This is a genomic window from Pseudomonas sp. Root401 (assembly GCF_001425105.1).
In the GTDB taxonomy this organism is placed as follows: domain Bacteria; phylum Pseudomonadota; class Gammaproteobacteria; order Pseudomonadales; family Pseudomonadaceae; genus Aquipseudomonas; species Aquipseudomonas brassicacearum.
Window position 1 is genome coordinate 17,147 of the sequence record NZ_LMDO01000039.1, and the last position, 12,075, is coordinate 29,221.

Consider the following 12,075-nt stretch of genomic DNA (forward strand, 5'->3'; position numbering starts at 1 on the left):
TCGGCCTTGGGACGCGGAGCGTCCCTGGCTGCATTCCCACGCGGAGCGTGGGAACGATCCTGATGCGTTACAGATGCAACGCATGCCCCAGCGCCCGCAACGCCGCTTCCTGCACGGCCTCGCCCAGCGTCGGGTGGGCGTGGATGGTGCCGGCGATGTCCTCCAGGCGCGCGCCCATCTCCAGGGATTGGCCGAACGCGGTGGACAGCTCCGACACGCCGACGCCGACCGCTTGCCAGCCAACGATCAGGTGATTGTCCCGGCGCGCCACGACCCGGACGAATCCGCTTTTCGATTCCAGGGTCATGGCCCGACCGTTGGCGGCGAACGGGAAGCTCGACACCATGCAATCGAGCCCGGCTGCCTTGGCCTCGTCCGGTGTCTTGCCGACCACCACCAGTTCCGGGTCGGTGAAGCACACCGCGGCGATGGCCGTTGGGTTGAATTCCCGGTGCTGGCCGGCGATCAGCTCGGCGACCATTTCACCCTGGGCCATGGCCCGGTGGGCGAGCATCGGTTCACCGCTCAGGTCGCCGATGGCCCAGACGTTGCGCATGCTGGTCTGGCAACGGTTGTCGATTTTCAGCGCCGAACCGTTCATTGCCAAGTCCAGCGCTTCGAGGTTCCAGCCCTGAGTGTTGGGTTTGCGACCAACGGCCACCAGCACCCGGTCGGTGTCCAGGTTCAGCGTCTCGCCATCGGGATCACGCACTTGCAAGGTGCTCGCCTGGGCATCGAAACCTTCGACGCTGTGCTTGAGGTACAGCTTCACGCCCAACTGCTTGAGCGCCTCGTGCACCGGTTGGGTCAGTTCGCCGTCGTAGGCTGGCAGGATCCGTTCATGGGCCTCGACCACGCTGACCTCGGCGCCGAGCTTGCGGTAGGCAATGCCCAGCTCCAGGCCGATGTAGCCACCGCCGACCACCACCAGATGCTTGGGCACCGAGGTGGGGGCGAGGGCTTCGGTGGAGGAAATGATTGGCCCGCCAATCGGTAGCATCGGCAGGTTGACGCTTTTCGAACCGGTGGCCAGCAGCAGGTGTTCGCACTGGATGCGCGTATCACCGACCTCGACCGTCTTGCCATCAATCACTTTGGCCCAGCCGTGAATGACCTGGACCTTGTGCTTTTTCAGCAACGCCGCGACGCCGGTGGTCAGGCGATCGACGATGCCGTCCTTCCATTCCACGCTCTTGCCGATGTCCAGGCTCGGCGCCGACACCGTGATGCCCAGGGCCGAAGCCTGGCTGTGGTGCCGGGTCTGGTGGAACTGTTCGGCCACATGGATCAACGCCTTGGACGGGATACAGCCGATATTCAGGCAGGTCCCGCCCAACGCCTGGCCTTCCACCAGGATGGTCGAGATGCCCAGTTGCCCGGCACGGATCGCCGCCACATAGCCGCCAGGACCGCCGCCGATGATCAGCAGCGTTGTGTTCAAAGTTTGCATCGCCTGCTCCATTGATGATTAGTCCACAAACAGGGTGGCGGGTTGTTCGAGCAGGCCACGCAGGGCCTGGATGAATTGCGCCGCGTCCATGCCGTCGACTACCCGGTGATCGAAGGAGCTGGAGAGGTTCATCATCTTGCGGATCACGATCTGGCCCTTGATCACCACGGGCCGCTCGACGATTTTGTTCACGCCGACAATCGCCACTTCCGGCAGGTTCAGCACTGGCGTGCTGACGATGCCGCCGAGCGCACCGAGGCTGGTCAGGGTGATCGTCGAACCGGACAGCTCATCGCGGCTGGCCTTGCCCGTGCGGGCCGCCGTGGCCAAACGGGAGATTTCCGTCGCGCTGTCCCACAGGCTACGGGCTTCGGCGTGACGCACCACCGGCACCATCAGGCCGACATCACTCTGGGTGGCGACGCCCACATGCACCGCGCCTGAGCGGTGAATGACCTGGGCTTCGTCGTCGTAGCGCGCGTTCATCTGCGGGAAATCGCGCAGGGCCACGACCAACGCGCGGACCAGGAACGGCAGCAAAGTCAGCTTGCCGCGACTGGCGCCGTGTTTTTCATTCAAGTGAACCCGCAGCTCTTCCAGGGCGGTGACGTCGATTTCCTCGACGTAGCTGAAGTGGGCGGCGCGCTGGGTCGCTTCCTGCATGCGCTGGGCGATCTTGCGACGCATGCCGATCACCGGGATCTGTTGCTCGTCGTGGCGTTCGGCATAACCCGAACCGCTCTTGGCCTGGGTCGACGGACCTTGGGCCAGATAAGCCTCAAGGTCTTCGTGCAGGACCCGTCCGGCGGGGCCGCTGCCCTGGACCAGGCGCAATTGAATGCCCAGGTCCAGCGCGTGTTTGCGCACGGCCGGCGACGCCAGTGGACGCTCGTCGGGGTCGCGGGCCACAGGCGCTTGCGGGGCGCAGCGGGGCGCGGCGGTTTTTTCCGGCATTGGCTCAGGTGTTGCCACGGGGGCCGGCTTCGGCGCTTGCGCAGCCGGCGCTGGCGTTGGCGCTTGTTGGGCCGATTCTTTCAGGTTACCCGCACCTTCGACTTCAATGCGGATCAGTTCACTGCCCACCGCCATGACTTCACCGGGCTCGCCACCCAGGGCGATGACCCGGCCATGCACTGGCGAGGGGATGTCGACCATGGCCTTGTCGGTCATGACATCGGCCAGCACCTGGTCTTCGACCACCATGTCGCCGACCTTGACGTGCCACACCGACAGTTCAACTTCCGCGATGCCTTCGCCGATGTCCGGCATCTTGATAACGTGCGTGCCCATTCAGACCTCCATGACCCGTTTCAACGCCGCGCCCACACGGGACGGCCCTGGGAAATACGCCCACTCCTGCGCGTGCGGGTAGGGGGTGTCCCAACCGGTGACACGCTCGATAGGCGCTTCCAGGTGGTGGAAGCAGTGTTCTTGCACCAACGCCACCAGCTCGGCGCCAAAACCGCAGGTGCGGGTGGCTTCGTGGACGACCACACAACGGCCGGTCTTCTTCACGGATTTGACGATGGTCTCCAGGTCCAGCGGCCAGAGGCTGCGCAGGTCGATGACTTCGGCGTCGATGCCGGTCTCTTCGGCCGCCACTTGGGAGACATAGACCGTGGTGCCGTAGGTGAGAACAGTCACGTCCTTGCCCGGACGGGTAATGGCGGCGACGTCCAGCGGCACGGTGTAGTAGCCGTCCGGCACTTGCGCCGAGGGGTGTTTCGACCACGGCGTTACCGGGCGGTCGTGGTGGCCGTCGAACGGGCCGTTATACAGGCGCTTGGGTTCGAGGAAGATCACCGGGTCATCGTTTTCGATGGAGGCGATCAGCAAACCCTTGGCGTCGTAGGGGTTGGACGGCATGACGGTGCGCAGGCCGCAGACCTGGGTGAACATCGCTTCGATGCTCTGGCTGTGGGTCTGGCCACCATAGATACCGCCGCCGCAGGGCATGCGCAGGGTCATCGGCGCGGTGAACTCGCCAGCCGAGCGATAGCGCAGGCGCGCGGCTTCGGAAATGATCTGGTCCGACGCAGGGTAGACATAGTCGGCGAACTGGATCTCGGCCACCGGCCGCAGGCCGTAGGCGCCCATGCCCACTGCCACGCCAACGATGCCGCTTTCGGAAATCGGTGCGTCGAATACCCGCGAGGTGCCGTACTTGTTTTGCAGGCCTTCGGTGCAGCGGAACACGCCGCCGAAGTAACCCACGTCCTGGCCGAACACCACGACGTTGTCGTCACGTTCGAGCATCACGTCCATGGCCGAGCGCAGGGCCTGGATCATGGTCATGGTGGTAGTGGTCATGGCGGTGTCCAACGCAATATTGTTGTTGTGATCGTTCATGTCAGATCCCCAACTGCTGACGCTGGCGCTTCAAGTGCTCCGGCATCTCTTTGTAGACGTCTTCGAACATGGTCGCGGCGCTCGGAATCTGTCCGCCGGCGAGGGTGCCGTACTGCTCGGCTTCCTTCTGCGCGGCGATCACCTCGGCTTCGAGTTCGGCGGTGACTGCGGCATGTTCCTCTTCGGACCACTGGCCGATCTTCACCATGTGCTGCTTGAGGCGCGCAATCGGATCGCCCAGCGGGAAGTGGCTCCAGTCGTCGGCGGGGCGGTACTTCGAAGGGTCGTCCGAAGTGGAGTGCGGGCCGGCGCGGTAGGTGACCCATTCGATCAGCGTCGGGCCGAGGTTGCGGCGGGCACGCTCGGCGGCCCAGCGCGAGGCGGCGTAGACCGCCATGAAGTCGTTGCCATCCACGCGCAGGGAGGCGATGCCGCAACCGACGCCGCGTCCGGCGAAGGTCGTGGCTTCACCGCCGGCGATGGCCTGGAAGGTGGAGATTGCCCACTGGTTGTTGACCACGTTGAGGATCACCGGCGCCCGATAGACGTGGGCGAAGGTGAGGGCAGTGTGGAAGTCCGATTCGGCGGTGGCGCCGTCACCGATCCAGGCCGAGGCGATCTTGGTATCGCCCTTGATCGCCGAGGCCATGCCCCAGCCCACGCCCTGGACGAATTGCGTGGCGAGGTTGCCGGAAATGGTGAAGAAACCAGCGTCCTTGACCGAGTACATGATCGGCAACTGCCGGCCCTTGAGCGGATCGCGCTCGTTGGACAGCAATTGGCAGATCATGCCCACCAACGGCACGTCGCGGGCCATCAGGATGCTTTGCTGGCGATAGGTGGGGAAGCACATGTCGTCGATGTTCAACGCCAGGGCCTGGCCGCTGCCGATGGCTTCCTCGCCGAGGCTCTGCATGTAGAACGACATTTTTTTCTGCCGCTGGGCAACGACCATGCGATTGTCGTAGATGCGCGTCTTGAGCATGGCGCGCATGCCTTTGCGCAGGATCTCGAGCGGAACGTCTTCGGCCCATGGACCGTGGGCATTGCCCTGGTCATCAAGCACACGGATCAGGCTCCGGGCCAGGTCGGCGGTGTCGGACGGTTCGACGTCGATGGAAGGTTTGCGCACCGTGCCGGCATCGGACAGATGCAGGTAGGAGAAGTCGGTCTTGCAGCCGGGACGGCCCGAGGGTTCGGGAACGTGCAGGCGTAGCGGTTCATACGCTGGGTTCATGGCTTTCTACGCTCGATCTTGTGAATTTCTTGTAGTGGGCGCGCTAGCTGACGAATTTCCCCGGGTACGGGAAATTGTCCTACAACAATCATAGGCTCGACGCAGAAGAATATTTTTCTCTGTTAGCTTGCTGTTCAGATCATTTGCAGATAAAAAATCTGCACAACGATAAAAAACAGGATTATTTGTCTCATGCGTAAATTGGATCGCACTGACATCGGTATTCTGAACAGCCTTCAGGAAAACGCCCGCATCACCAACGCCGATCTCGCCCGTTCGGTCAATCTGTCGCCCACGCCGTGCTTCAACCGTGTCCGGGCCATGGAGGAGCTGGGGGTGATCCGTGAGCAAGTCACGCTGCTGGACGCCGACCTGCTGGGCCTGCACGTCAACGTATTCATCCATGTGAGTTTGGAGAAACAGGTGGAAGAGGCGCTGCAGCACTTTGAAGAGGCGATTTCCGATCGGCCGGAGGTGATGGAGTGCTACCTGATGGCCGGCGACCCGGATTACCTGATCCGTGTGCTGGTGCCGACCATCCAGTCGCTGGAGCGGTTCATGATGGACTTCCTGACCAAGGTCCCGGGCGTGGCGAACATCCGCTCCAGCTTTGCCCTCAAGCAGGTGCGCTACAAGACCGCGCTGCCGTTGCCGGCCAATGGGTTGACCCTGGGCACCTGACCCCTGTGGGACCTGCGTTTGGCTGCGGATTCATTGGCAACCCAAAACTCTGTGGGAGCAAAGCTTGCTCGCGATGCAGGCGCCTCGGTTCCCGGGAGACCGCGTCCACTTCATCGCGGGCAAGCCTTGCTCCCACAGGGAACTGGGTTAGGTCAGTCGGCACTGCATCGAAAACCCCAACGCCACCGACTGCCCTTGCTCCAGCAAACGCAACCCCGGCCGCCCCGGCAGGTGATGGGCGTTGACCGGATGGCTGACCGGTTCGATGCAGAAAAAATCCAGGCCCACGGGGCAGTACAGCAGGAAATAGTCGCTGCCACTGGCGCGACATTCCAGTTCGTAGCCCAAGTCCGGTTGCTGGATCAGACAGTGCCCGTCCCAACCGCCGAAGCCGTTGTCGACCAGCGTGTCTGGCAGTAACCGGACGTGCTGGAAATCCCACTCTGCGGGGATGTCCCTCAGTTCCGTTGGCAGTTTCGAGGCATCGCACATCCAGACTTCATTGGCGCGGGTTTGCAGGCGAGTACTGGCGGTGCGTGGAAAATACGGATGCAACCCCAGCCCGTGCCAGGCGGCCTGTTCGGCCATGTGGGTGACGTGCATGGCGATCTGCAACTGACCGCCGCTCAAGCGAATCCGCAGGCTGGCGCAATAGGCGAACGGGTATTGGCTGTCGAGTTGCAGCAACACGTCCTGGGCGCTTTGCTCTATCACTTGCCACGGTTGTTGCCAGGCACTGCCATGGATCGGAAACGGGTCGTTGGGGCTGTTGGCCTCCAGGGCCAGCCAGCCGCCGGGACAGTCGAAACCGCCGTTGGCGATCCGGTTCGACCACGGGATCAGCGGGAAGCCGCCGAGCTTGCCGGGCAAACGGTTTTCCAGCGCTTGCGGAGCGGCAGGGCGTAACAGCGGCGCGCCGCTGCTGCGCAATGTCCAGTCGACGAGGCTGGCGCCCAGGTGAGGGGCGAGGGTGAGGCGGGTGAGTTCGTCTTCGAGATGGAGAAGGGGCGGCGTCATGGTGCTCGCGTCTGTCGAGTGGGGAAAAAGCTTTTGTGGCGAGGGTGCTTGCTCCCGCTCGGCTGTACTGTAGGAGCTGCCGAGCGAAGCGAGGCTGCGATCTTTTGATCTTTCACTTGAGATTCAAGTGGCTGGGGAAAGATCGCAGCCTCGCTCGGCAGCTCCTACAGCAGTCCAGCGGGAGCAAGCGCCCTCGCCACAAGGGGGCTTGCGCGCTTTTGGGGTTACAACACCAGGTGCGGCAACCACAGGGAAATGGCGGGAACATAAGTCACGAGCAGCAGCACCAGGAACAGCATGGCGTAGAACGGCAGCAGCGCCTTGACGGTGCTTTCGATGCTGACCTTGCCGATGGCGGAACCGACGAACAACACCGCGCCCACCGGAGGGGTGATTAGCCCGATGCCCAGGTTCACCAGCATGATCATGCCGAACTGCACCGGGTCCACGCCGATGCCCACGATTACCGGCATCAGGATCGGCGTCAGGATCAGGATCAGTGGCGCCATGTCCATCACGGTACCCAACAGCAGCAACATCACGTTGATGCACATCAGGATCACGTAGCGGTTGTCCGACAGCGTCAGGAACGCGGTGGTGATCTTCGCCGGGATCTCCATCAGCGTCATGATGTAGCCGAAGCTGGCGGCGAAGCCGATCAGGATCATCACGATGGAGATGGTGCGTACCGTGCGGTGCATCAGTTTCGGCAACTCGCTCCACTTGTAGTCGCGATAGATGCACATGGTCACGAAAAACGCCCACACCACGGCAATGGCGGCCGATTCGGTGGCGGTGAAAACACCCGAGAGAATGCCGCCAAGGATGATGAACAGGGTCATCATGCCCCACATGGCTTCCTTGCAGATCTTCAACGCTTGCTTGAGGGGAATTACTTCGCCCTTGGGGTAATTGCGTTTTTTCGCGAAGACCAGGCACAGCGCCATCAGGCACAGGTTCATCATGATGCCGGGGACGATGCCGGCCATGAACAGCGAACCGATGGAAACGGTGCCGCCAGCGGCGAGGGAGTACAACACCGCGTTGTGGCTGGGCGGTGTCAGCAACGCTTGCACCGAACCACTGACGGTGACGGCGGTGGCGTAATCACGCGGATAGCCGCGGCGTTCCATTTCCGGGATCAGCACCGAGCCGACCGAGGCCGTATCGGCCACCGAGGAGCCGGAGATCGCGCCAAAAAAACTCGAGGCCACGAGGTTGACCAATGACAGGCCACCACGCACGAACCCCACCAGCACACTGGCGAACGCCACCAGTCGGCGGGACATGCCGCCTTCGGCCATGATCGCACCGGCCAGCACGAAGAACGGAATGGCCAGCAACGAGAATTTGTTCACCCCGCCCGTTACCTGGATCATCATGGCCTGGAACGGGATATCGATCCACCAAGCCCCGATCAGGGCGGCAGCGCCCAACGCGTAGGCGACCGGCATGCCGATCAGGATCAACAACAAAAAACTGCCCAGCAGAATCAGAGCGTCCATTAAACGGCACCTTCGCTTTCTTCAATCAGGTCGAACTGCACGACCCGACGTTGGCTTTGATCACCCAGCAAGAGTTTTTCCAAGACAAAAATCAAGGTCAGGAAACCTCCGACCGGAATCGGCATGTAGGTGATGCCGACGCGCAGGGTGGGGATGGCGCTCATGAATTGATTCCAAGTGGTCATGCACAGCTTGGTGCCCCAAATGGTCATGAAAATGCAGACCGCCGCCATCAAGAGCTGGGTGAAGATCGACGCCGCGGTTTGCCAGTGCGGCGGCAGGCGGCTGGTGACCATGTCCACGGCCATGTGTGAACCGGAGCGGTAGCTGGCGGCGGCACCGATGAAGGTAAACACGATCATCAGCAAGATGGCGGTGGGCTCTGGCCAGCTTGAGCCGGTACCGAGTACATAGCGGGCGAACACCCCCCACGGAATCATCAGGGCAACTGCCAGGACAGATAGGCCGGCCACCCAGATGCACGTCATGTAGATCTTATCGTTGATACGCAGCAGCAAATTCTTCATCGGGTTCCACCGTAACCGGGCGCACCTTTTAACCGCAGGCGCGCCCAGCCTTTTCATGAGTACAGATTGAGAGGGCTTACTGAACGGCTTCGATACGCTTGATCAGGTCGGCATACGGCGCGCCGTATTTGGCCCGGATCGGTGCCGTGGCGTCGTAGAAAGGTTTCTTGTCGACGGTGATGAACTCGACGCCGGCGGCCTTGAGTTTTTCTTCACTGGCGCTGGACTTCTTGTCCCACAGCACGCGCTCTTCAGCCTGGGCAGCCTTGGCGGCTTTTTTCACCATGTCCTGCTGCTCTGGCGTGAGTTTGTTCCAGGTGATTTTCGACATCACGATCGGCTCAGGCAGGATCAGGTGACCGGTCAGGCTGTAGTACTTGGCGTTCTGGTAGTGGTTGTGTTCGAGCATGGTCGGTGGGTTGTTTTCCGCGCCGTCGATCACGCCGGTCTGCAAGGCGCTGAAGATCTCGCCGGTGTCCATGGCGATACCGTTGCCGCCCATGGCATTGATGGTCTCGATGAACATCGGGTTGCCCTGTACGCGAATCTTCATGCCCTTCATGTCTTCGAGCGTGCGCACCGGTTTCTTGGTGTAGAGGTTGCGGGTGCCGCCGTCCATCCAGGCCAGGGCCACCAGGCCGAATTCGGAGTTGGTGATCCGATCGAGGATCGCATCGCCGACTTCACCATCGATGACAGCGCGCATGTGGGCCTGGTCGCGGAAAATGAATGGCATGTTGAAGACGTTCACGTCCGGCACGACGGGGCCGACGATACCCAGGCTGACCCGAGACATCTGGATCGCGCCGGCTTGCATCTGCTCGATGACTTCTTTTTCAGAGCCCAGCACGCCACCCGGGAAATACTTGAATTTCAGCTCGCCGTTGCTCTCTTTTTCCAGGGTTTTACCCATGGATTCCTCGGCGACCACGGTCGGGTAGCCCTTGGGGTGGATGTCGGCGATCTTGATGTCCAGGGCATGGGCCGCCTGGGCCAGAAAGGCCAAGGGGAGGGCTGCGATCAAAAGCGTGCGTTTGAAATTCATGGTCAATCTCCAGTGTTGTTGTTTTTATGTCTATCGATGTGAAGCAGCAAAGCAGATCAGTTCGCGGAGTGTTTCAGGCCTCCAAACGCGGGTTCAGCCAGGCCCTTGACGCCGGGGTTGAGGGCGAACACGCCACCGGCCAGGGACTGCGGGTCGTTGTCGTCGCCGGGGCGGATCGAGGTGACGAAGAGGGTGTCCAGGCGACTGCCGCCAAAGGCGCACATGGTCGGTTTCTTCACGGGCACTTGCAGTGAACGGTCGAGACGTCCATCCGGGGTGAAACGGTGAATCAGCCCGGCATCGTTGGCGCAGATCCAATAGCAACCGTCGGCATCCACCGCGGCGCCATCCGGGCGACCGGCCAACGGCATCATGTCGACGAACAACCGCCGGTTGGACGGCGTGCCGCTGTCGATGTCGTAGTCGAAGGCCCAGATCTGCTGTACCAGCGGGTGTGAATCGGAGAGGTACATCGTGCGTCCGTCCGGGCTGAAGCCCAGGCCATTGGGCACGATGAAGCCGCTCAGTTGCGCCCCGACCGGGCTGCGCTGGCCTGCCTCGTAGCGATACATCCGGCCTACGTCTGCGTTGGCGCCCATGTTCAGCACCATGCTGCCGGCCCAGAAGCGACCCTGGCGGTCACAGCGGCCATCGTTGAGGCGCATGTCGGTGCGGCTGTGCTCGACGCTTGCGCACAGTTCGCTGTCCAGGCTGCCGTCATCATTGGGGTGCAGACGAAAGAAACCGCTCTCCATGCCGGCTACCCAACCACCGTCCTGGTGACGGGCGAGGCAGGCGAGCATTTCAGGGGCTTCCCAGCCCTGGATTATTCCGCTGCTGGCGTTCCAGCATTGCAGGCCACCGCTGGGAATGTTCACCCAATACAGGGCGTTTTCCTCGGGGACCCATACCGGGCTTTCCCCGACGGCGTTACGTGCATCGACAATCAATTCGGCTTGCATGGTGATTCCTTTGTGCGTGCGTATCCCATGAAAAACAGCGAATCAGTCGTCGAATGGGCCGGCCGCCACAAAGGCGCCGCCCTGGTAAACCATGGCCGGGTCATCGGCGGCCGGCATCGGCTGTGCTTCGACCTTGGCGCGGAAAATTTCCGAGGTGTCCTTGGGCTGGTAACCCAGGTGTGCGGCCTGGCTGTTGTCCCACCAGACGTCGCGGTTGGCGGACACGCCGTAGACCACGGTGTGGCCGACTTTCGGCGTGTAGAGCGAGCATTCGATCAGTTGAGTGAGGTCGTCGAAGCTCAGCCAGGTGCTCATCATCCGGCGGTTCTGCGGTTCGGGGAACGACGAGCCGATGCGGATGCTGACTGTCTCGATGCCGTAGCGATCGAAGTAGAAACTGGCGACGTCTTCGCCGTAGGACTTGGACAGGCCGTAGTAGCCATCCGGGCGCCGAGGAGAGAGGGCGTCGATAGTCTGGTCCTGTTTGTAGAAGCCTATGACGTGGTTGGAACTGGCGAAGATCACCCGCTTGACGCCGTGTTTGCGGGCGGCTTCATAGATGTGGAAGACGCCGCTGATGTTGGCGCCGAGGATCTCTTCGAACGGACGCTCCACCGAAACACCGCCGAAGTGCAGGATGGCATCGACGCCTTCGACCAGTTGGTGCACGGCCTGCTTGTCCGACAGGTCGCACGGCACTACTTCTTCGCTTTCGTCGATGGCCGGGACCATGTTGGCGATGTCCGACAGGCGAATCTGGCGGGCGAAAGGCTTGAGGCGTTCGCGCAAGACTTTGCCAAGGCCGCCAGCGGCGCCGGTCAATAGGAGGCGATTGAAGGGGTGGCGAATCTGTGTCGTGGTCATGGCATTACCTGAGCAAACTATGAGAGGTACAGTTGTTATAAGTTGTCGTACGACCGAGAGGGAATATCCTTATCCTTCCGTTACCTTGTCAACGTTTGATCGACGAACCGCTCTGGATCGGCGTCCCTGCCGCAGGTTGCCATGGTATGCGCTCATGGCAATGGATCCTGGTATTACAGAAGCGAAAGCGGGTAGCTGATGAAGATGCGGTTCTCGTCGAATTCGTTGGTGCTGTAGTCCCGACGAATCGATGCGTTACGCCATTTCACGTTGAGGCTCTTCAGCGCGCCGCTTTGCACGGTGTAGGCCAGTTCGGTTTCACGGCCCCATTCCTTGCCATCGTCGACCGTGGCGGTGTGCACGTTGTCACCGCTGATGTAGCGGTTCATCAGGGTCAGGCCCGGCACGCCGACGGCGGCGAAGTTGAAGTCGTGGCGC

General features: G+C 61.8%; 12 protein-coding genes. 1 reads left to right on the forward strand and 11 read right to left on the reverse strand.

The window, feature by feature from the left end:
* Positions 1-67: 67 nt before the first annotated feature.
* From lpdA to ASC85_RS23915, 4 genes are read right to left on the reverse strand one after another with little or no spacing between them, the layout of a single operon-like run.
* Positions 68-1,450, reverse strand: a complete 1,383-nt coding sequence (lpdA, locus tag ASC85_RS23900; RefSeq protein ID WP_057451650.1) for a dihydrolipoyl dehydrogenase — start codon at positions 1,448-1,450, stop codon at positions 68-70.
* 18 nt (positions 1,451-1,468) lie between these two features.
* Positions 1,469-2,740 carry a dihydrolipoamide acetyltransferase family protein gene (locus tag ASC85_RS23905; protein ID WP_057451651.1) on the reverse strand — a complete coding sequence of 424 codons (1,272 nt, stop codon included), beginning with the start codon at positions 2,738-2,740 and terminating at the stop codon, positions 1,469-1,471.
* Positions 2,741-3,799 (reverse strand): alpha-ketoacid dehydrogenase subunit beta, encoded by a 1,059-nt coding sequence (locus tag ASC85_RS23910; protein ID WP_014337843.1) that lies wholly within the window; start codon positions 3,797-3,799, stop codon positions 2,741-2,743.
* 1 nt (position 3,800) lies between these two features.
* A complete protein-coding gene (locus ASC85_RS23915; protein WP_057451652.1) occupies positions 3,801-5,036 on the reverse strand; it encodes a 3-methyl-2-oxobutanoate dehydrogenase (2-methylpropanoyl-transferring) subunit alpha in 1,236 nt (411 codons plus the stop codon).
* Between the two features lie 192 nt (positions 5,037-5,228).
* Here ASC85_RS23915 and bkdR point away from each other — a divergent pair, with 192 nt between their 5' ends.
* Positions 5,229-5,717 (forward strand): Bkd operon transcriptional regulator BkdR, encoded by a 489-nt coding sequence (gene bkdR, locus ASC85_RS23920; RefSeq protein WP_003202929.1) that lies wholly within the window; start codon positions 5,229-5,231, stop codon positions 5,715-5,717.
* Between the two features lie 147 nt (positions 5,718-5,864).
* Here the strand turns inward: bkdR and ASC85_RS23925 are convergent, their stop codons facing one another.
* From ASC85_RS23925 to ASC85_RS33265, 7 genes are all read right to left on the reverse strand, one after another.
* Positions 5,865-6,734: an aldose 1-epimerase gene (locus ASC85_RS23925; RefSeq protein WP_057451653.1), complete on the reverse strand. Its 870-nt coding sequence runs from the start codon at positions 6,732-6,734 to the stop codon at positions 5,865-5,867.
* A 224-nt stretch (positions 6,735-6,958) separates the two neighbouring features.
* A complete protein-coding gene (locus ASC85_RS23930; RefSeq protein ID WP_057451654.1) occupies positions 6,959-8,239 on the reverse strand; it encodes a TRAP transporter large permease in 1,281 nt (426 codons plus the stop codon).
* Positions 8,239-8,766: a TRAP transporter small permease gene (locus tag ASC85_RS23935; RefSeq protein WP_057451655.1), complete on the reverse strand. Its 528-nt coding sequence runs from the start codon at positions 8,764-8,766 to the stop codon at positions 8,239-8,241. The genes ASC85_RS23930 and ASC85_RS23935 overlap by 1 nt, the downstream gene beginning before the upstream one ends.
* Positions 8,767-8,842: 76 nt before the next feature.
* Positions 8,843-9,811, reverse strand: a complete 969-nt coding sequence (locus tag ASC85_RS23940; protein WP_057451656.1) for a TRAP transporter substrate-binding protein — start codon at positions 9,809-9,811, stop codon at positions 8,843-8,845.
* A 56-nt stretch (positions 9,812-9,867) separates the two neighbouring features.
* On the reverse strand, positions 9,868-10,773 hold the full coding sequence (locus ASC85_RS23945) for an SMP-30/gluconolactonase/LRE family protein (RefSeq protein WP_057451657.1): 906 nt from the start codon (positions 10,771-10,773) through the stop codon (positions 9,868-9,870).
* A 42-nt stretch (positions 10,774-10,815) separates the two neighbouring features.
* Positions 10,816-11,637 carry an NAD-dependent epimerase/dehydratase family protein gene (locus ASC85_RS23950; RefSeq protein WP_057451658.1) on the reverse strand — a complete coding sequence of 274 codons (822 nt, stop codon included), beginning with the start codon at positions 11,635-11,637 and terminating at the stop codon, positions 10,816-10,818.
* 173 nt (positions 11,638-11,810) lie between these two features.
* On the reverse strand, positions 11,811-12,075 hold a 265-nt coding region (locus ASC85_RS33265), incomplete at its 5' end, for an OprD family outer membrane porin (protein WP_236712400.1).

Coding starts and splice junctions, on each gene's coding strand:
- ASC85_RS23915 (WP_057451652.1), bottom strand. CDS start 5,036: ATGAACCCAGCGTATGAACCGCTACGCCTGCACGTTCCCGAACCCTCG.
- ASC85_RS23905 (WP_057451651.1), bottom strand. CDS start 2,740: ATGGGCACGCACGTTATCAAGATGCCGGACATCGGCGAAGGCATCGCG.
- ASC85_RS23940 (WP_057451656.1), bottom strand. CDS start 9,811: ATGAATTTCAAACGCACGCTTTTGATCGCAGCCCTCCCCTTGGCCTTT.
- lpdA (WP_057451650.1), bottom strand. CDS start 1,450: ATGCAAACTTTGAACACAACGCTGCTGATCATCGGCGGCGGTCCTGGC.
- ASC85_RS23930 (WP_057451654.1), bottom strand. CDS start 8,239: ATGGACGCTCTGATTCTGCTGGGCAGTTTTTTGTTGTTGATCCTGATC.
- ASC85_RS23945 (WP_057451657.1), bottom strand. CDS start 10,773: ATGCAAGCCGAATTGATTGTCGATGCACGTAACGCCGTCGGGGAAAGC.
- bkdR (WP_003202929.1), top strand. CDS start 5,229: ATGCGTAAATTGGATCGCACTGACATCGGTATTCTGAACAGCCTTCAG.
- ASC85_RS23950 (WP_057451658.1), bottom strand. CDS start 11,637: ATGACCACGACACAGATTCGCCACCCCTTCAATCGCCTCCTATTGACC.
- ASC85_RS23925 (WP_057451653.1), bottom strand. CDS start 6,734: ATGACGCCGCCCCTTCTCCATCTCGAAGACGAACTCACCCGCCTCACC.
- ASC85_RS23910 (WP_014337843.1), bottom strand. CDS start 3,799: ATGAACGATCACAACAACAATATTGCGTTGGACACCGCCATGACCACT.
- ASC85_RS23935 (WP_057451655.1), bottom strand. CDS start 8,766: ATGAAGAATTTGCTGCTGCGTATCAACGATAAGATCTACATGACGTGC.